The sequence below is a fragment of the Pseudomonas sp. PS01300 genome (genome assembly GCF_029960155.1).
GTDB lineage: Bacteria > Pseudomonadota > Gammaproteobacteria > Pseudomonadales > Pseudomonadaceae > Aquipseudomonas > Aquipseudomonas palmensis.
Genome location: NZ_JASCPN010000004.1, coordinates 86,345 through 103,013 on the forward strand (window position 1 = coordinate 86,345; position 16,669 = coordinate 103,013).

General features: G+C 65.6%; 18 protein-coding genes and 1 other RNA gene. 10 read left to right on the plus strand and 9 right to left on the minus strand.

Annotated features, from left to right (window positions below; translation table 11 throughout):
• Positions 1-62 precede the first annotated feature (62 nt).
• The 5 genes from ubiD to QMX96_RS03725 all read left to right on the plus strand — a co-directional run bounded on the left by ubiD (position 63) and on the right by QMX96_RS03725 (position 4,659).
• On the plus strand, positions 63-1,529 hold the full coding sequence (gene ubiD / locus QMX96_RS03705; protein WP_043863392.1) for a 4-hydroxy-3-polyprenylbenzoate decarboxylase: 1,467 nt from the start codon (positions 63-65) through the stop codon (positions 1,527-1,529).
• Positions 1,529-2,497, plus strand: a complete 969-nt coding sequence (locus tag QMX96_RS03710; protein WP_043863393.1) for a CDP-6-deoxy-delta-3,4-glucoseen reductase — start codon at positions 1,529-1,531, stop codon at positions 2,495-2,497. Before ubiD ends, QMX96_RS03710 begins: the two co-directional genes overlap by 1 nt.
• A gap of 276 nt (positions 2,498-2,773) precedes the next feature.
• Positions 2,774-3,424 carry a gamma-glutamylcyclotransferase gene (locus QMX96_RS03715; protein WP_043863394.1) on the plus strand — a complete coding sequence of 217 codons (651 nt, stop codon included), beginning with the start codon at positions 2,774-2,776 and terminating at the stop codon, positions 3,422-3,424.
• Between the two features lie 51 nt (positions 3,425-3,475).
• Entirely contained in the window at positions 3,476-4,117 is a 642-nt protein-coding gene (locus tag QMX96_RS03720; protein WP_282361195.1) for a TonB family protein, read from the plus strand.
• A gap of 11 nt (positions 4,118-4,128) precedes the next feature.
• Entirely contained in the window at positions 4,129-4,659 is a 531-nt protein-coding gene (locus QMX96_RS03725) for a CbrC family protein (RefSeq protein ID WP_054915498.1), read from the plus strand.
• A 61-nt stretch (positions 4,660-4,720) separates the two neighbouring features.
• Here QMX96_RS03725 and QMX96_RS03730 read toward each other — a convergent pair whose 3' ends face one another.
• The gene (locus QMX96_RS03730) at positions 4,721-5,698 is read right to left on the minus strand and encodes an NADPH:quinone oxidoreductase family protein (RefSeq protein WP_058541749.1); all 978 of its coding nucleotides are present in this window, start codon (positions 5,696-5,698) and stop codon (positions 4,721-4,723) included.
• 156 nt (positions 5,699-5,854) lie between these two features.
• On the opposite strand from QMX96_RS03730, the gene QMX96_RS03735 reads away from it, so the two are divergent.
• Positions 5,855-6,265 carry a flagellar basal body-associated protein FliL gene (locus tag QMX96_RS03735; RefSeq protein ID WP_054915500.1) on the plus strand — a complete coding sequence of 137 codons (411 nt, stop codon included), beginning with the start codon at positions 5,855-5,857 and terminating at the stop codon, positions 6,263-6,265.
• Here the strand turns inward: QMX96_RS03735 and QMX96_RS03740 are convergent, their stop codons facing one another.
• From QMX96_RS03740 to QMX96_RS03755, 4 genes are all read right to left on the minus strand, one after another.
• A complete protein-coding gene (locus QMX96_RS03740) occupies positions 6,266-7,375 on the minus strand; it encodes an ABC transporter permease (protein ID WP_043863399.1) in 1,110 nt (369 codons plus the stop codon).
• Positions 7,375-10,110, minus strand: coding sequence for a ribosome-associated ATPase/putative transporter RbbA (gene rbbA, locus QMX96_RS03745; RefSeq protein ID WP_282361196.1), 2,736 nt, complete (start codon positions 10,108-10,110; stop codon positions 7,375-7,377). Before rbbA ends, QMX96_RS03740 begins: the two co-directional genes overlap by 1 nt.
• Positions 10,107-11,066 carry an HlyD family efflux transporter periplasmic adaptor subunit gene (locus QMX96_RS03750; RefSeq protein ID WP_080922916.1) on the minus strand — a complete coding sequence of 320 codons (960 nt, stop codon included), beginning with the start codon at positions 11,064-11,066 and terminating at the stop codon, positions 10,107-10,109. The genes rbbA and QMX96_RS03750 overlap by 4 nt, the downstream gene beginning before the upstream one ends.
• A gap of 101 nt (positions 11,067-11,167) precedes the next feature.
• Positions 11,168-11,617, minus strand: coding sequence for an EVE domain-containing protein (locus tag QMX96_RS03755; protein ID WP_282361197.1), 450 nt, complete (start codon positions 11,615-11,617; stop codon positions 11,168-11,170).
• 183 nt (positions 11,618-11,800) lie between these two features.
• Between QMX96_RS03755 and QMX96_RS03760 the strand changes: the two genes are divergently transcribed.
• Positions 11,801-11,950 carry a hypothetical protein gene (locus QMX96_RS03760; RefSeq protein ID WP_167400226.1) on the plus strand — a complete coding sequence of 50 codons (150 nt, stop codon included), beginning with the start codon at positions 11,801-11,803 and terminating at the stop codon, positions 11,948-11,950.
• A gap of 16 nt (positions 11,951-11,966) precedes the next feature.
• Here QMX96_RS03760 and QMX96_RS03765 read toward each other — a convergent pair whose 3' ends face one another.
• The 4 genes from QMX96_RS03765 to QMX96_RS03780 form a co-directional block, all read right to left on the minus strand.
• A complete protein-coding gene (locus QMX96_RS03765; protein WP_043863403.1) occupies positions 11,967-12,572 on the minus strand; it encodes a 5-formyltetrahydrofolate cyclo-ligase in 606 nt (201 codons plus the stop codon).
• An 86-nt stretch (positions 12,573-12,658) separates the two neighbouring features.
• A non-coding RNA gene (ssrS, locus tag QMX96_RS03770) (6S RNA) lies at positions 12,659-12,836 on the minus strand.
• Between the two features lie 19 nt (positions 12,837-12,855).
• Positions 12,856-13,173 carry a cell division protein ZapA gene (locus QMX96_RS03775; RefSeq protein WP_043863404.1) on the minus strand — a complete coding sequence of 106 codons (318 nt, stop codon included), beginning with the start codon at positions 13,171-13,173 and terminating at the stop codon, positions 12,856-12,858.
• Positions 13,170-13,379 carry a TIGR02449 family protein gene (locus tag QMX96_RS03780; RefSeq protein WP_043863405.1) on the minus strand — a complete coding sequence of 70 codons (210 nt, stop codon included), beginning with the start codon at positions 13,377-13,379 and terminating at the stop codon, positions 13,170-13,172. Before QMX96_RS03780 ends, QMX96_RS03775 begins: the two co-directional genes overlap by 4 nt.
• 153 nt (positions 13,380-13,532) lie before the next feature.
• On the opposite strand from QMX96_RS03780, the gene QMX96_RS03785 reads away from it, so the two are divergent.
• Genes QMX96_RS03785 through ubiH form a run of 3 tightly spaced genes read left to right on the plus strand, consistent with a single transcriptional unit; the run spans position 13,533 to position 16,641 of the window.
• On the plus strand, positions 13,533-14,087 hold the full coding sequence (locus tag QMX96_RS03785) for a YecA family protein (protein ID WP_043863406.1): 555 nt from the start codon (positions 13,533-13,535) through the stop codon (positions 14,085-14,087).
• Between the two features lie 26 nt (positions 14,088-14,113).
• Positions 14,114-15,448: a Xaa-Pro aminopeptidase gene (gene pepP / locus QMX96_RS03790; protein WP_043863469.1), complete on the plus strand. Its 1,335-nt coding sequence runs from the start codon at positions 14,114-14,116 to the stop codon at positions 15,446-15,448.
• Positions 15,445-16,641 carry a 2-octaprenyl-6-methoxyphenyl hydroxylase gene (ubiH, locus tag QMX96_RS03795; RefSeq protein WP_043863407.1) on the plus strand — a complete coding sequence of 399 codons (1,197 nt, stop codon included), beginning with the start codon at positions 15,445-15,447 and terminating at the stop codon, positions 16,639-16,641. Before pepP ends, ubiH begins: the two co-directional genes overlap by 4 nt.
• The last annotated feature ends 28 nt before the right edge of the window (positions 16,642-16,669 follow it).

Consider the following 16,669-nt stretch of genomic DNA (forward strand, 5'->3'; position numbering starts at 1 on the left):
GCGGGCGGGGTTCGGCGCTACACTTTGCACCCCGACCGCTACGGCGAACACGAGGCTCCCGCATGCAGTATCGCGATTTGCGCGACTTTATCCGCGGCCTGGAACAGCGCGGCGAACTCAAGCGCATTCAGGTCCCCATCTCCCCGATCCTGGAAATGACCGAGGTCTGCGACCGCACCCTGCGTGCCAAGGGCCCGGCGTTGCTGTTCGAGAACCCTACCGGTTTCGACATCCCGGTGCTGGGCAACCTGTTCGGCACCCCGGAGCGCGTGGCCATGGGCATGGGCGCCGAGTCGGTCAGCGAACTGCGCGAGATCGGCAAGCTGCTGGCCTTCCTCAAGGAGCCCGAGCCGCCCAAGGGGCTGAAGGACGCCTGGTCGAAGCTGCCGATCTTCAAGAAGGTCATCTCGATGGCGCCCAAGGTGGTCAAGGATGCGCCCTGCCACGACGTGGTGATCGAAGGTGACGACGTCGATCTTGGCGCGCTGCCGATCCAGCACTGCTGGCCGGGCGACGTGGCGCCGCTGATCACCTGGGGCCTGACCGTGACCCGAGGTCCGAACAAGGACCGCCAGAACCTGGGTATCTATCGCCAGCAGGTCATCGCCCGCAACAAGGTCATCATGCGCTGGTTGAGCCACCGTGGCGGCGCGCTGGACTACCGCGAGTGGTGCGAGAAGCACCCTGGCCAGCCGTTCCCGGTGGCCGTGGCACTGGGCGCCGACCCGGCGACCATCCTCGGCGCGGTGACCCCGGTGCCCGACAGCCTGTCCGAGTACGCCTTCGCCGGCCTGCTGCGCGGCAACCGTACCGAGCTGGTCAAGTGCCGCGGCAATGACCTGCAGGTGCCCGCCACCGCCGAGATCATCCTCGAAGGCGTGATCCACCCCGGCGAGATGGCGCCCGAAGGCCCGTATGGCGATCACACCGGCTACTACAACGAGGTCGACAGCTTTCCGGTGTTCACCGTGGAGCGCATCACCCACCGCACCAAGCCGATCTATCACAGCACCTACACCGGGCGTCCGCCTGACGAACCGGCGATTCTGGGCGTGGCGCTGAACGAAGTGTTCGTGCCGATCCTGCAGAAGCAGTTCCCCGAGATCACCGACTTCTACCTGCCGCCTGAAGGCTGCTCGTACCGCATGGCGGTGGTCACCATGAAAAAACAGTACCCAGGGCACGCCAAGCGCGTGATGCTGGGGGTGTGGTCGTTCCTGCGCCAGTTCATGTACACCAAGTTCGTGATCGTCACCGACGACGACATCAACGCGCGGGACTGGAACGACGTGATCTGGGCCATCACCACGCGCATGGACCCCAAGCGCGATACCGTGATGATCGACAACACGCCGATCGACTACCTGGACTTCGCCTCGCCGGTTTCCGGCCTGGGCTCGAAGATGGGCCTGGATGCCACCCACAAGTGGCCGGGCGAAACCACCCGCGAGTGGGGGCGTGTCATCGTCAAGGACGAGGCCGTCACCCGACGCATCGATGAGCTGTGGACACAGTTGGGAATAGACTGATGCAGGTTACCTTGCAGCCCTCCGGGGCGGTGCTGGCACTGAACCCTGGTGAGCGCATACTGGATGGGGCCCGTCGTCTGGGCTATGACTGCCCGCAGAGCTGCCGCAATGGCAATTGCCATGTGTGCGCGGCACTGCTGGTGGAAGGCCGTGTGCGCCAGGATGGCGAGGTGAAGGACCATGGCGAGCTGTACACCTGCATCGCCGAGCCGCTGGAGGATTGCGTGTTGCTGTGGGATGGCGTGTTGGCCCTGGGCGAGCTGCCGGTGCGCAAGCTGGCCTGCCAGTTGAGCGAATGTGTCGAGGTGGGCGGCGACGTGTGGCGCGTGCGTCTGCGCGCGCCGGCCGGCAAGCCGCCGCGCTACCACGCCGGGCAGTACCTGATGATCGAGCGCGAAGCTGGCGACAAGGCCGCGTTCTCGCTGGCCTCGGCGCCACACAGCGGGCGTGACCTGGAGCTGCACGTGCTGGCCCGCGAGAGCAGTGCACTGGAACTGATCGCACAGTTGCAGCGCAACCGCATGGCGCGGGTGGAGCTGCCGTTTGGCGACACGCACCTGGCCGAACTGCCGGACGGGCCGCTGGTACTGATTGCTGCCGGTACCGGCATGGCGCAGATGCACAGCCTGATCGAACATTGCCGGGCCAGCGGCTTCAAGCACCCGGTGCACCTGTACTGGGGAGTGCGCCGCCCGGAAGACTTCTATCAGATCGAGCACTGGGACGAGTGGGCAACGCTGCCCAACCTGTTCCTGCACAAGGTAGTGAGCGACTTGTGCGGCTGGGAGGGGCGCTGCGGACTGCTGCACGAGGCCGTGTGCGAAGACATTGCCGACCTTGCGGGCGTGCACGTGTATGCCAGTGGCTCGCCCACCATGATCTACGCCACCCTCGATGCCCTGGTGGACGCTGGCATGGACGCACACCAGATGCGCGCCGATGTATTCGCTTATGCCCCGCGCGGCTAACTTAGGTAATAACGGCGCGTTGCAATAACGCGCCGATTCAAATAACCCGATTGTGCCTCGTTGGTTATAAGTGCTGGTCGCGTTAATTATTGCAAGCACCGCCAAAAACTATTACTACACTTGAAACAGCAGGCCTGAAGGCCCCGGTGCTGGGGGCTTTGTTTGCAACGGGGGCTTGTATTCGAGCGGCCATCTGCCGTACGGTCGATGTATTGTTAGTGCAATGACTTTACAGTGGGCCACTTCAGTAGTTCACGAGGAATTCTGGCGGCGATCATGTCGGCAATTGAAACTGCACCCTCGAGTTTGGCGTACCCTCCGGTGCTCGACTTCGGTCAGCAACTGACCCACGAGCAACTTCGACAATCGGTTGATCACACCATGTCCCGCCATCAGGGCGGCCCGGTCTGGCTGTTTGCCTATGGCTCGCTGATCTGGCGACCGGAATGCAGCGCGGCCGAGCGCCGGCGCGCACGCGTGCATGGCTATCATCGCGGCCTGTACCTGTGGTCCCACGAGCACCGCGGCACTCCGGAGTGCCCGGGGCTGGTGTTCGGTCTGGACCGTGGTGGCTCGTGCAGCGGCTTTGCCTATCGGCTGCCCGAAGAGCGCCTGGAGGATTCATTGCTGGCGCTGTGGCAGCGCGAGATGCCGTACCCGGCGTACCGTCCGCACTGGCTCAACTGCCGCCTCGAGGACGGCAGCAAGGTGCAGGCACTGGGCTTCGTGCTGGAGCGGCACCTGCCGTGCTATGCCGGCAACCTGCCCGACACCTTGCTCAGCCATATCCTGGCCAGCGCCAAGGGCCGCTACGGCACCACCCGCGACTATGTCGAGCAGACCCTTTCGGCGCTGCGCACCCATGCCATGCCCGACCGCAACCTGGAGGCACGCTTCAAGCGTTGTCATTCGGCGGACAAGGCGTGAAGCCTGCGGTACCATCGCGCCCCTTATCAATGGACGTGTTGGGAATCAGGGATGAAACGCTGGCTTGGAATACTGTTGTGCTGGTGCTGCGCCGTGCAGGCCGAGCATGTGCCCACGTTCGCACAGCCCCCGGCCCCGGTGTACCCGAGGGCCATGAGGCTGGTGGGCCTGGAGGGCGCTGTGCGCATCGGCTACCAGGTCGATTCGCGCGATGGCTCGGTCAGCCATGTAACCGTCAAGCACAGTGATCATGCGTTGTTCAGTGCGTCTGCAGAAGCGGCCATCGCAAAGGTGCGGTTCGAACCCTGGACGGTGGCCGCGGGCGAGCCGCTGAAAACCGATGTGGTGCAGAGCCTGCTCTTTCGCATGGATGAGCAGTCCATGGCGATGACCCTGGATGCCCAGGCCGCGTTGCCGCAGCTGCAGTGCAAGCTGTTCAGTTACTACCTGGCCACCTACCGTCAGATCCGCTCGCATCAGCCGCTGTGGCAGATGGACAGCGTGGCCACGTCCATCGGCTTGCTGGCCAGGACGTCACCCGCATCGCCCACCCTGGTGCAGTTCAAGCAGGCGCAGCAGGCGTTCGAGGCAGCGCTGCCGTCTATCGAGCGGCGCTGCGCCGGGCAGCCCGACCTGATGTTCATCGACGCCTGGCCGCAGCAACTGCGTGACCTTGCGCTCAAGCAGCTGTGAGAAGGAGTGCCATGACAACACCACTTCCGGTCTTTACCTATTACCCCGGCAAGGTTCATTACATCGTGGCCAGCAGCGAGGCTTGCGTGTGCTGCGGGCAGGCGCGTGGTTACCTGTATGACGGCACGCTGTACACCGCGCAGACACTCGAGGGCGATATCTGCCCGTGGTGCATCGCCGATGGTTCGGCGGCCAGGCGCTACGACGGCAGTTTCCATGATGTGTATGCGATGGGGGAGGCGGGCATAAAGCCTGAGGTGCTCGACGAGATCGCCTATCGCACGCCGGGCTATCCCACATGGCAGGACAGCCAGTGGATGCACCATTGCGGTGACGCCTGCGAGTTCCACGGGGACGCCAGCGCCGAGGACATCAGTGAGGCCACGCCGGCGACCCGGGAGCACTGGGCCGAGTACAACGGCATGACCGTGGAGGACTGGTCGTGGGCCGCGGTAGGGTATGCGCCGGGCGGGGATACCGGGTTCTACAAGTTCGTGTGCCGTGGGTGCAAGCAGGTGCTGCTGGCCTGGGACATGAGCTGACGTTCACGCCTCTATCGCGGGTCAAGTCCGCTCCCACAGGGCAGTGCGGGAGCGGGCTTGGCTATCGCACAGACACCACCAGCTTGCCCACCGCCTTGCGCCCCGCCAACTGCTCGATTGCAGCCCCGGCATCGGCCAGTGGGTAGGTCTGCGACACCAGCGGTTTCAGCTTGCCCTCGGCATGCCACGCAAACAGCTGCTTGAAGTTCGCGGCGTTATCCGCCGGCTGGCGCTGCGCGAACGCACCCCAGAACACCCCCAGCACCGCCGCGCCCTTGAGCAGCGTCAGGTTCACCGCCAACTGCGGGATCTGCCCGCTGGCGAACCCCACCACCAGCATCCGTCCGTTCCACGCCAGCCCGCGCACCGCCTGCTCGAACAGCTCGCCGCCCACCGGGTCGAAAACCACGTCCACGCCCTGGCCACCGGTCAGGCGCTTGATTTCCTCCTTGAGGCCGCTTTCGCTGTAGTTGATCAGCTCGTCGGCACCGGCAGCCTTGGCAACGGCCAGCTTGTCGGCGCTGCTGGCCGCTGCGATCACCCGCGCGCCCAGGGCCTTGCCGATCTCCACCGCTGCCAGCCCGACCCCGCCCGACGCGCCCAGCACCAGCAGGGTTTCCCCGGCTTGCAACTGCCCGCGCTGGGTGAGCGCGTACATCGAGGTGCCGTAGGTCATGCCGAATGCGGCAGCCGTGGCGAAGTCCATGTGCGCCGGGATCGGCATCACGTTGTAGCCCGGCACCGCGATCTGCTCGGCAAAGCTGCCCCAGCCGGTCAGCGCCATCACCCGGTCGCCCACCTGCAACGGCCCGGCCTTTTCGCCCACCTCCAGCACTACCCCTGCTGCTTCGCCACCCGGCGAGAACGGCAGTGGCGGCTGGAACTGGTACTTGCCCTGGATGATCAGGGTGTCGGGGAAGTTGACCCCCGCCGCATGCACCTGCACCAGCACTTCATTGCGTTTGGGCACGGGGCTGGCGACCTCTTCGAGGACCAGGTCGCTGGCCGGACCATGGGCTTTGCACAACACGGCTTTCATCAGGGCTATTCCTTTGCGGGTGGTGGCCGATAAGTGTAGGTGGGCAGGGTGTCGGGTCAACGAGCATGCCCCGGCCTGATAAGCCGGCATAAGCCCGGGCTTGGGTTTGGCGAAGGCGCTGGGTATGCTGGCGCCAACTGTTTGAGGAGCGAATTGGTGAAAGCGTGGATCTTGATGGTACTGGCCCTGATGCTGCCAGCGGCGGCCATGGCCGAAGAAGCCAAGGACGGAGAGGGCGCGCCGAAGGTGTCGTACATCTCCCTGACCCCGCCACTGGTGGGCAACTATGCCCTTGATGGCGGCCCCAAGCTGCGCGTGTACAAGGCCGATGTGGCGTTGCGCGTGGACAACGATGTGGATGCGGCCGCGGTCAAGCACCACGAACCGCTGATCCGCAACCAGCTGGTGGCCCTGTTCACCCAGCAGAGCCTGGACGGCATGAGCAACGTCGAGGCCAAGGAACACCTTCGCCAGGAAGCCCTCAAGCAGGTGCAGCAGGTGCTCAACGGCGAAGAAGGCCGGCCGGTGGTGGCCGACCTGCTGTTCAACAACCTGATCGTGCAGTAGTCACGAGGCCAGGCTGCGGCGAAAGCGTGCCAGGGCGATCGCAAAGAACGCCAGGCCGATCGCCGCCAGCGCCAGCAGGTCCGGCCACACCACCGATGCGTCGGCGTCGCGGAACAGGATCGCGGCACCCAGGCTGACGAAGTGGGTGGAGGGTGACAGTTGCATCACCCACTGCAGCCATTGCGGCATGCTGTCCAGCGGCGTGCTGCCGCCCGACAGCAACAGCATCGGGATGATCACCGGGATCGCCAGCAAGCCGAACTGCGGGGTCGAGCGCGCCAGTGTGGCGAGGAAGATCCCCAGCGCGGTGCTGGCGAACAGGTACAGCGCGGTCACGCCCAGGAACAACCCCATGGAGCCGGCCAGCGGCACTCCCAATGCCCCCTTGACCACCACCTCCAGCGACACCCAGGTGCACAGCACCACCACCAGCGCGTTGCTGCCGATCTTGGCCAGCATGATTTCCAGTGCCGTCAGTGGCAGTACCAGCAAGTGGTCGAGGGTGCCATGCTCGCGTTCGCGCAGCAGCGCAGTGCCGGTCAGCACGATGGCCAGGATGGTGATGTTGTTGACGATCTGGATCACCGCCAGAAACCAGCCGCCCTCCAGGTTGGGGTTGAACAGCGCCCGTGGGCTCAGCAGCGCCGGGCTCTGCACGGCCTGCTTGGCGTAGTCGAGCAGCTCGCGTTCGAAGATCCGCCCGATGTAGCCGGCGCCCATGAACGCCTGGCTCATGGCGGTGGCGTCGACGTTCACCTGCAGTTCCGGGGTGCGCCCGGCCAGCAGGTCGCTCTGGAAGTTCACCGGGATATTGATCACGAAGGTGTACTGGCCGCTGTCCATGGCCTGGTCGAGCTGGTCGTAGGGCAGCGTCACCGCCGGCTGGAACTCCGGCGGTTGCAGCGCCTCGCCCAGCTTGCGCGAGACCAGGCTGTGGTCTTCGTCGACGATGGCCACGCTGGCGTTGTGCACGCCGATCACAGAGCCGGCGGCGGGCATGTAGATGGCCACGCTGAAGGCATACAGCAGAAACAGCAGCAGCACGCTGTCGTGGCGCAGGCTGGTCAGCTCCTTGAGACCGAGGCGGTAGATATGGGCCAGGCGCTGCATCAGACCTCCTGCTTTTTCAGCATGATCAGGCTCAGCCCGGTGAAGCCGGCGAAGAACCCGAACAGGGCCAGGCACTGCGGCCATAGTTCGCGCAGGTCCAGGGCCTTGGTGAAGGTGCCGACGGCAATGTCGAGGAAGTAGCCGGCCGGGAACAGCTGACCCATCAGTGCTGCCGCGCCATCGAGAGAAGAGCGCGGCACGATCAGCCCGGAGAACTGGATGGTCGGCAGGCTGGTGATGATCATGGTGCCCAGGATCGCCGCGATCTGGGTGCGGGTGAATGCCGAGATCAGCAGCCCCAGGCTGGTGGTGGCCAGCAGGTACAGCACCCCGCCGCAGGCCAGGGCCAGCGCGCTGCCCTTGAAGGGCACGCCGAACAGCCAGCGGTTCATCGCCACCAGCAACGCCAGGTTGACCAGGCTCACCAGCAGGTACGGGGCCTGCTTGCCGAGCAGGAACTCCAGGCGCGTGAGCGGCGTGGCGTAGAAGTTGGTGATCGAGCCCAGCTCTTTTTCACGCACGATGCCCAGTGCCGTGAGCATCGCGGGAATGAATGCCAGGATCAGCGCCATCACCCCGGGGCCGATGGCGTTCACGCTGATCACGTCCTGGTTGTAGCGAAAGCGGGTTTCAAGTTTCACCGCTGCCTGGCCTGGTTGTGCGCGGCTGCTCAGCGCGGCGAGCTGTTCGAGGTTGGCCTGATGCACGGCCTCCACATAGTTGCGGCTGGTTTCGGCGCGAAACGGCATGCCGCCATCGAGCCAGGCCGCCACCACCGGCTGGCGCCCGGCATTCAGGTCGCGGCCAAAGCCGGGGGGAATCTCCAGCGCCAGCTTGATTTCCGAGCGTTGCAGGCGCTTGTGCAGTTGCGCGGCGTCGCGGATCGGCGCCTGTTCGGCGAAGTAGCGCGAGCCGCGAAACGCTTCCAGGTACAGACGGCTTTGCGGGCTCTGGTCCTGGTCGTAGACCGCGAATGCCAGGTTCTCCACGTCCAGCGAAATGCCATAGCCGAAGATCACCATCATGAACAGCGCACCGAGCAGGGCGAAGGCCAGGCGCACCCTGTCGCGCAGCAGCTCTTTGCCTTCGCGGGTGGCTACCGCGAACAGCCGCACGAAGCTGAAGCCGCTGCGGGGTGGCGGGCTGGCGGTCTCGGCGGTGGTGCTCACCGGTTGGGCCTCGGTCGGCGCCGGGCTGCTGTTCTGCGCCTGTTCCAGGCAGGTGACGAAGGCGTCTTCCAGGGTCTGGCCGCCGAACTGCTGTTGCAGCGCGGCCGGGGTATCGCAGGCCAGTACACGGCCGGCGTGCATCAGCGAGATGCGATCGCAGCGCAGCGCCTCGTTCATGAAGTGGGTGGACAGGAAGATGGTCACGCCCTGCTCGCGGGACAGCTCGATCAGCAGGCGCCAGAAGTCGTCGCGTGCGGCCGGGTCGACGCCGGAGGTGGGTTCGTCGAGGATCAGCACTTCAGGCCGGTGCAGCACCGCCACGGCCAGCGACAGGCGCTGGCGCAGGCCCAGCGGCAGGGCGCCGGACTGCTGGTCGGCAATGTCGCCCAGGTCGAAGCGCTCGATCAGTTCGGCGATGCGCGGGGTGCTGTCGGCCTTGTTCAGGTCGAACAGGCGTGCGTGCAGCTCGAGGTTCTGACGCACGCTCAGTTCGCCATACAGCGAAAAGCTCTGGGACATGAAGCCGACGCGCTTGCGCGTGGCCAGGTCCTTGGCGTCGACCGGGCGGCCGAGCAGGGTGGCGCTGCCTTCGCTGGCCGGCATCAGGCCGGTGAGCACCTTCATGGTGGTGGTCTTGCCGCAGCCGTTGGAGCCCAGGAAACCGAAGATCTCGCCACGGCCGATGGCGAAGCTGACCTTGTTCACTGCGGTGAAGTCGCCGAAGCGCAGGGTCAGTTCATGGGCCTCGATGGCGATGTCGCCGTCGTGGGCCGGGCGTGGCGGGATCACCAGCGGCGCCTGGGTGCGGCTGCGGTCATCCTGCTGCTGGCTCTGGTAGCAGGTGAAGGCGTCGTCCAGCTTGCCGCTGGCGGTGGCGCCGGCCAGCTCGCGGCTCAGCCCCTGGGCGATCAGGCGACCACGGTCGAGCATCAGACAGTGCTCGAACTGTTCGGCCTCTTCCATGTAGGCGGTGGCCACCAGCAGGGTCAGTTGCGGACGCTCGCCGCGCACCTGCTCCACCAGCTCCCAGAAGCGCCGGCGCGACAGCGGGTCGACGCCGGTGGTGGGCTCGTCGAGAATCAGCAGGTCGGGCTCGTGGATCAGTGCGCAGCACAGCCCGAGTTTCTGCTTCATGCCCCCGGAGAGCTTGCCTGCCGGGCGCTCGGCAAAGCGTTCCAGGTCGGTGGCCAGCAGCAGCGCGTGCATGCGCGTGTCGCACTCGGAGCGGCTCAGGCCGAACAGCGTGGCGAAGAAGCGGATGTTCTCGCTGATCGACAGCTCGGGGTACAGGTTGCCGCCCAGGCCCTGGGGCATGAAGGCGATGCGCGGGTACAGGCTGTTGCGGTGGCGGCGCTGGCGGATCGAGCCGTCCAGCACCTGCAACTCGCCCTGTTGCAGCTTCTTGACCCCGGCAATCAGCCCCAGCAGGCTCGACTTGCCCGCACCGTCCGGGCCGATCAGGCCGCAGCGGGTGCCTGCCGGCAGTTCAAAGCAGATGTCCTGTAGGGCCTCGAGGGAGCCGTAGCGGTGGCTGATGCCACGCGCCTGCAGCGCCAGGGCCGTCATTGCAGGTTGGCCGGCCAGTCCACGGGGGCGCTACGCACATAGCCGGCGCCGGGCATGCCCGGCTTGGCCTGGGGCACCGCGCTGGGCTCGGTCAGGCGCAGCTTGACGCGAAACACCAGCTTCTGGCGCTCGTCACGGGTTTCCACCTGCTTGGGGGTGAACTGCGCCTTGGCTGCCACGAAGCTGATCTTGGCCGGCAGCGCGCGGTCGGGCAGGGCATCGAGCACGATGCGCGCCTGGTCGCCCACGGTCAGTTTGCCGGTGGTGGAGGCGGGCAGATAGAGGTTCATGTACTGGTCGCTGGGGTCGATCAGCAGCAGTACGCGCCCGCCGGCCCCGAGCACTTCGCCCGGTTCGGCCAGACGCAGCTGGATCACGCCATCGATGGGCGCGCGCAGGCTGCTGTCGTCGATTTCGCTGGTGAGCTGGGCCACCTGGGCCTCGGCGGCACCGATGGCGGCCTTGATTGCCGCGAGTTGCGCTCGCGCTGCCACCACGGCTGAATTGCTGGTGTCGTAGCGGGCCTGCTGCTGGTCGAGCAATTGCTGGCTGGAGTACTTGCGCTGGAACAGTTCGCGCACGCGCTTGAGTTCCTGGCTGGCCAGCAGCTGTTCGCTCTGGCGCAGCTGCACGGTGGCCTGGGCGGCCGCGTAGTTCTCGCGGGCACGCAGCACTTCGGCTTCGGCCTGGTTGCGCTGGGCCTCCATGGTGCGGGTGTCGATGCGCGCCAGCAGTTGGCCCTTGTGCACCACGTCGCCCTCGTCGGCCAGCACTTCGGCCAGGCGCCCCGGCACTTTGGTGGCGATCTGCACCTCGGTGGCCTCAAGGCGACCGTTGCCCATGCTCAGGCCTTCGGGCAGACGGTCGTGCATGGACTTCCAGTAGCCCAGGCCGCCGGCTGCCACCAGCAGCGCAATCAGCGCGCCGGCAAAGAGTTTGGGGGTGTGTTGGCTCATCGACATGCACCTGCATCCTGCTGCGTTTGACGTCAGAGTCTGACGTTTTGCCTACCGTGGCGGGTTGATACGTATCAAACGAGTGGGCATCTTACGCGAAATTAACGTAGTGCGAGCACCGCGGCCCATTGTTCGTCCGTCACTGGCATCACCGACAGGCGGCTGCCCTTCTGTACCAGTGGCAGTTCGGCCAGTGCCGGCTGTTGCTTGAGGTAGCCAAGGCCCAGCACCTTGCGCATGGTTTCCACATGCTCTACGTCCACTGCGCTCCACGGGTTCTTCTCGGCGTTGGCCTTGGCGTCGAAGTAGTGGCTCTCGGGGTCCAGTGCGGTGGGGTCGGGGTAGGCGGCGGTGGTGATGCGGGCAATACCGGCGATGCCGGGCTCGGGGCAGCTGGAGTGGTAGAAGAAGAACAGGTCGCCCACCGCCATGGCGCGCATGAAGTTGCGCGCCTGGTAGTTGCGCACCCCGTCCCAGCGCGCCTGGCCGAGGCGGGCGAGGTCTTCGATCGAGAGCTCGTCGGGCTCGGATTTCATCAGCCAGTAGGCCATCGTTGACGCTCCAGACAAAGTTTGAAATAACCTGTTGCATGAAACCGACAGCCGGTTGGCGTCAACGTTTGCGTGTGGCACCAGGTTGTCGGAGAATGCGCGCATTTTAAGCTTGACGCTGCTGCACGGCATAATAAAAACCGTTGCTGTCATCGTGATGAGTTTGCCTGAGGGGGGCAATCGATGAATCGCAAACCGGATTTGCTCTGGGTGCTCGTTTTTCTGTTTGGCCTGGGTGTGGTCACCACCGGCTATGCACAAAGCCTGTGGGAACAGAAACTCGAAACAGCCGCCTACGAGATGCCGGCCGCCCCGACCCCCGTCAAGCGTTGAGCCTTGCGGCGCCCGTTCAGGGTGCCAGGTACCACCCCCTGTCCGATACCGTGCCCTGCAGCGGCACGTCCCAACTGGCCTGGGCCAGTCGTTGCACTTTCTGGCATTCGTGCGCCAGCCCCAGCAGCAGGGGTTTCTTCCAGGCCTTGCGCCGCCCCTGATACGCCAGGCTGCGGTCATAGAACCCGCCGCCCATGCCCAGTCGCCCACCCGTCTCGTCGAAACCCACCAGCGGCAGCAGGATCAGGTCCAGTGCCCAGGTGGGTCGCTGGCGTGTGAGATTGATGCGTGGTTCGGGGATGCGGAAGCGGTTGGGGCGCAGTTTTTCACCGTGCTCGAAGCGCTGGAAGGCCATGCGGGTTCTGGGCCAGGCGTGCAGCACCGGCAGGTAGGTATGCTTGCCTCGACGTTGAGCTTCGCGCAGCAGCAGGCGCGGGTCGATCTCGCTGTCGTTGGGCAGGTACAGGGCAATGTGCCGGGCACGACGAAACAGCGGGTGCTGCGCCAGTTGCCGGTACAGGCCGCGCGCGGCACGGCGCTGTTCGGCCGGGCTGAGGGCACGGCGGGCATCACGGAGCAGACGACGAAGTTGGGGGCGGGTAAGCGGCGCGGTGTCGGTCATGGCACGGGCGGTCCCTGGGGCGACTGCCACGCAGGGGTGGCAGTGCATGTGCGTGCGCCGCTGGGTGGGCGCAGGCTGGAGAATTCAGGCTCCCCGACGAACCGCTGTCGGTGTAGCCCTTGAACCCGAAAGTTCAAGGTGGAGATTACAGGAGGCGTTAAGGCTTTCCGTCAAGCGGACATGCACACCGGCCCCACGTGCAACCCCCGTGGTTGTGCGTATCGGCTCAGGGACATGACCGACTGGCAAGCACTCCAGGGAGTGGTCGGAGTATACCCGAAACTCAGGCCGGTTTTGAACCCGCGTCGTCGGCCAATGCCTGATCGACACGTTCGAGCAGGTCGCGCACCTGTTCACGGGTGGCACCGCCGGTGGGCGCCTGCGGGCGCTCCTGATTGTGCAGCAGGTCGTGGGTGATGTTCAGCGCCGCCATCACCGCGATACGGTCGGCGCCGATCACCTTGCCGCTGCTGCGGATCTCGCGCATCTTGCTGTCCAGGTAGCGCGCTGCGCTGACCAGGTTGCTGCGCTCTTCCGGCGGGCAGATGATCGAATACTCCTTGTCGAGGATCTGAACGGTGACGCTATTGCTTGAACTCATGAGTCTTGCTCCAGGGCCTTGAGCCGCGAAATCATCGATTCGACCTTACGCCGGGCGATCTCGTTTTTTTCGATGAGGTGGGCGCGCTCCTCGCGCCAGGATTTTTCCTGAGCTAATAGGAGTGCATTTTGCCGCTTTAGTTGCTCGACACGTTCGATCAACAGCTCGAATCGGCCCATCAGCGCTTGCAGGTCGTTCTCTGGCATGACGTGCCACTCGCTTTTGTCAGACGGGTCTTACCCGCTCATTAAGTTCCGGCATGCCCCGAATTGGCGGCGTCGATGGTCTTGGCGCGCCTGCCGGTGCTAGGATACAAGGCCTTCATTCTAGTCATTGCGCCGTCTGGCGCCTAGCTGCCCATGCCCATTACGAATTCGCCATACACCGCTTTTGCCACCTTGCTCACCAGCAACGGTCACCCTGTTTCGCCTGCCGAGCTTCACGGCTTGTTGCTCGGGCGCAGCTGCGCCGGTGCCGGCTTCGATGCCGACGGCTGGTTGGCCGATGCGGCCCACCTGCTGGAAGTCGATCCTGTAGACAATGTTCGTAACGCTTTGATCGGCCTGCAGGAGATGGTCAAGGGCGAACTCACCGGTGAAGAAGTCACCGTCGTGCTGTTGCTGCCCACCGACGATGCCCCGCTGACCGAGCGTGCCATCGCCCTGGGCGAGTGGTGCAAAGGCTTCCTGTACGGCTTCGGCCTCAACTCGGCAGGCCTGAGCCTGAGTGCCGAAGCCAAGGAAGTGCTGGGTGACCTGGACGCCATTTCCCAGGTCCAGGATGCACTGGAAGAATCCGAAGACGGCGAAAGCGACTATATGGAAGTGATGGAGTACCTGCGCGTCGCACCGATGCTGCTGTTCTCCGAGCTGGCCAAGCCACAGGCGCCTGCGCCCAAGCCTTCCTTGCACTAAATGCCGAACAGGGGTTCCTCGTGCCAATAGCCCATATCCCCAAAGCGGAGTATGCCCGTCGTCGCAAGGCGCTGATGGCGCAGATGGAACCCAACAGCATCGCCATCCTGCCCGCGGCCGCGGTGGCCATTCGCAACCGCGACGTGGAGCATGTGTACCGCCAGGACAGCGACTTCCAGTACCTCAGCGGCTTCCCGGAGCCCGAGGCGGTGATTGCGCTGATCCCCGGCCGCGAGCACGGTGAGTACGTGCTGTTCTGCCGCGAGCGCAACCCCGAGCGCGAGCTGTGGGACGGCCTGCGCGCCGGCCAGGAAGGCGCGATACGCGAATACGGCGCGGACGATGCGTTCCCCATCACCGACATCGACGACATCCTGCCGGGCCTGATCGAAGGCCGCGACCGGGTGTACTCGGCCATGGGCAGCCACCCCGAATTCGACCGCCACCTGATGGAGTGGATCAACGTGATCCGCTCCAAGGCCAACCTCGGCGCCCAGCCACCGAACGAGTTCGTTGCGCTGGATCATCTGCTGCACGACATGCGCCTGTATAAATCGGCCACGGAAGTGAAGGTGATGCGCGAGGCCGCGGCGATTTCGGCACGCGCTCACGTGCGGGCCATGCAGGCCTGCCGCGCCGGGTTGCACGAATACAGCCTGGAGGCCGAGCTGGACTACGAGTTCCGCAAGGGCGGGGCGAAGATGCCGGCCTACGGCTCGATCGTGGCATCGGGTCGCAACGCCTGCATCCTGCATTACCAGCAGAACGACGCCCTGCTCAAGGACGGCGACCTGGTCCTGATCGACGCCGGGTGCGAGATCGACTGCTACGCCAGCGACATCACCCGCACCTTCCCGGTCAGCGGGCGCTTCTCGCCGGAGCAGAAAGCGATCTACGAGCTGGTTCTCAAGGCCCAGGCTGCAGCCTTTGCCGCGATTGCACCGGGCAAGCACTGGAACCATGCCCACGAGGCCACCGTGCAGGTGATCACCGAAGGGCTGGTGGAGCTGGGGCTGCTCAAGGGCGACGTGCCGGCGCTGATCGAGGCCGAGGCCCATCGCGCCTTCTACATGCACCGCGCCGGTCACTGGCTGGGGCTGGATGTGCACGACGTCGGCGAGTACAAGGTCGCCGACCAGTGGCGCGTGCTGGAGCCGGGCATGGCCCTGACGGTGGAGCCGGGCATCTACATTGCTGCCGACAACCAGAGCGTCGCGAAGAAGTGGCGCGGTATCGGCGTACGAATCGAGGACGACGTAGTGGTGACCAAGCAGGGCTGTGAAATCCTGACCTCCGGCGTACCGCGCACGGTGGCCGAAATCGAAGCATTGATGGCGGCTGCACGCAGCCACGCCGCATGAGCCGGGTCAACCTTGCCATCATCGGTGGCGGCCTGGTCGGTGCCAGCCTGGCGCTGGCCCTGCAGGCCGGGGCCAGGGCGCGTGGCTGGAAGATCCTGCTGATCGAGCCGTTCGCCCCCGGCGACAGCTTCCAGCCCAGTTACGACGCACGTTCCTCGGCGCTTTCCTACGGCACCCGGCAGATCTACGAGCGTCTGGGCCTGTGGCAGCCGATCAGCCGCCGCGCCGAACCGATCCGCCAGATCCAGGTGTCCGACCGTGGCCGCTTTGGCGCCACCCGCCTGGACGCCCTGGAAGAAGGCGTGCCGGCGCTCGGCTACGTGGTCGAGAACGCCTGGCTCGGCCAGTGCCTGTGGCAGGGGCTGGATGCCGAGGTGGTGACTTGGCGCTGCCCGGCGCAGGTCAGCGCGATGCAGCCGCTGGCCGACGGCTACCGCCTGACACTGGATGACGACACCACGGTGGACTGCGACCTGGCGGTACTGGCCGACGGCGGGCGTTCCGGGCTGCGCGAGCAGTTGGGCATCCACGTCAGCCAGCGTCCGTACAACCAGAGTGCGCTGATCGCCAACATCACCCCGAGCGAGGCCCATTGCGGGCAGGCGTTCGAACGCTTCACCGATGACGGCCCGATGGCCTTGCTGCCGCTGCCGGAAAACCGCTGCGCGCTGGTCTGGACCCGTGCCGGAATGGATGCCAGACGGCTGGCCGAGATCGACGAGCGAGCCTTCCTGGCCGAGCTGCAAGGCGTGTTCGGCTACCGTCTGGGCACCTTGCGCCAGGTGGGCGCGCGTCACCTCTACCCGCTGTCGCTGGTAGAGGCCCAGGAGCAGGTGCGCTCGCACCTGGTGGTGCTGGGCAACGCCGCGCACAGCCTGCATCCGATTGCCGGGCAGGGTTTCAACCTGTCGCTGCGCGACGTGCAGTCGCTGGCCGACGGTCTGCTGGCCGGGCCTGAAGTACCGGGCGACCTGGCGACCCTGCAGGCCTACCGCGAGCGCCAGCGCCTGGACCAGGACATGACCGTGGGCTTCTCCGACAAGGTCACGCGGTTGTTCGGCAGCGGCCAGCCGTTGCTCGCCACCGGGCGCAACCTGGGCCTGCTGGGCCTGGACCTGCTGCCCCCGGCCAAGCGCTGGTTCGCCCGCCAGGCCATGGGCCTGGGTACACGCCCGGACCAGCCTGGCCAATGACCCCTTCTTCTCTTTATCGGGCTTGAAA

What these genes read in the sequence shown, in the direction of transcription:
- ubiD (WP_043863392.1), top strand. Translation starts at nt 63, where the DNA reads ATGCAGTATCGCGATTTGCGCGACTTTATCCGCGGCCTGGAACAGCGC.
- QMX96_RS03710 (WP_043863393.1), top strand. Translation starts at nt 1,529, where the DNA reads ATGCAGGTTACCTTGCAGCCCTCCGGGGCGGTGCTGGCACTGAACCCT.
- QMX96_RS03715 (WP_043863394.1), top strand. Translation starts at nt 2,774, where the DNA reads ATGTCGGCAATTGAAACTGCACCCTCGAGTTTGGCGTACCCTCCGGTG.
- QMX96_RS03720 (WP_282361195.1), top strand. Translation starts at nt 3,476, where the DNA reads ATGAAACGCTGGCTTGGAATACTGTTGTGCTGGTGCTGCGCCGTGCAG.
- QMX96_RS03725 (WP_054915498.1), top strand. Translation starts at nt 4,129, where the DNA reads ATGACAACACCACTTCCGGTCTTTACCTATTACCCCGGCAAGGTTCAT.
- QMX96_RS03730 (WP_058541749.1), bottom strand. Translation starts at nt 5,698, where the DNA reads ATGAAAGCCGTGTTGTGCAAAGCCCATGGTCCGGCCAGCGACCTGGTC.
- QMX96_RS03740 (WP_043863399.1), bottom strand. Translation starts at nt 7,375, where the DNA reads ATGCAGCGCCTGGCCCATATCTACCGCCTCGGTCTCAAGGAGCTGACC.
- rbbA (WP_282361196.1), bottom strand. Translation starts at nt 10,110, where the DNA reads ATGACGGCCCTGGCGCTGCAGGCGCGTGGCATCAGCCACCGCTACGGC.
- QMX96_RS03750 (WP_080922916.1), bottom strand. Translation starts at nt 11,066, where the DNA reads ATGAGCCAACACACCCCCAAACTCTTTGCCGGCGCGCTGATTGCGCTG.
- QMX96_RS03755 (WP_282361197.1), bottom strand. Translation starts at nt 11,617, where the DNA reads ATGGCCTACTGGCTGATGAAATCCGAGCCCGACGAGCTCTCGATCGAA.
- QMX96_RS03760 (WP_167400226.1), top strand. Translation starts at nt 11,801, where the DNA reads ATGAATCGCAAACCGGATTTGCTCTGGGTGCTCGTTTTTCTGTTTGGC.
- QMX96_RS03765 (WP_043863403.1), bottom strand. Translation starts at nt 12,572, where the DNA reads ATGACCGACACCGCGCCGCTTACCCGCCCCCAACTTCGTCGTCTGCTC.
- QMX96_RS03775 (WP_043863404.1), bottom strand. Translation starts at nt 13,173, where the DNA reads ATGAGTTCAAGCAATAGCGTCACCGTTCAGATCCTCGACAAGGAGTAT.
- QMX96_RS03780 (WP_043863405.1), bottom strand. Translation starts at nt 13,379, where the DNA reads ATGCCAGAGAACGACCTGCAAGCGCTGATGGGCCGATTCGAGCTGTTG.
- QMX96_RS03785 (WP_043863406.1), top strand. Translation starts at nt 13,533, where the DNA reads ATGCCCATTACGAATTCGCCATACACCGCTTTTGCCACCTTGCTCACC.
- ubiH (WP_043863407.1), top strand. Translation starts at nt 15,445, where the DNA reads ATGAGCCGGGTCAACCTTGCCATCATCGGTGGCGGCCTGGTCGGTGCC.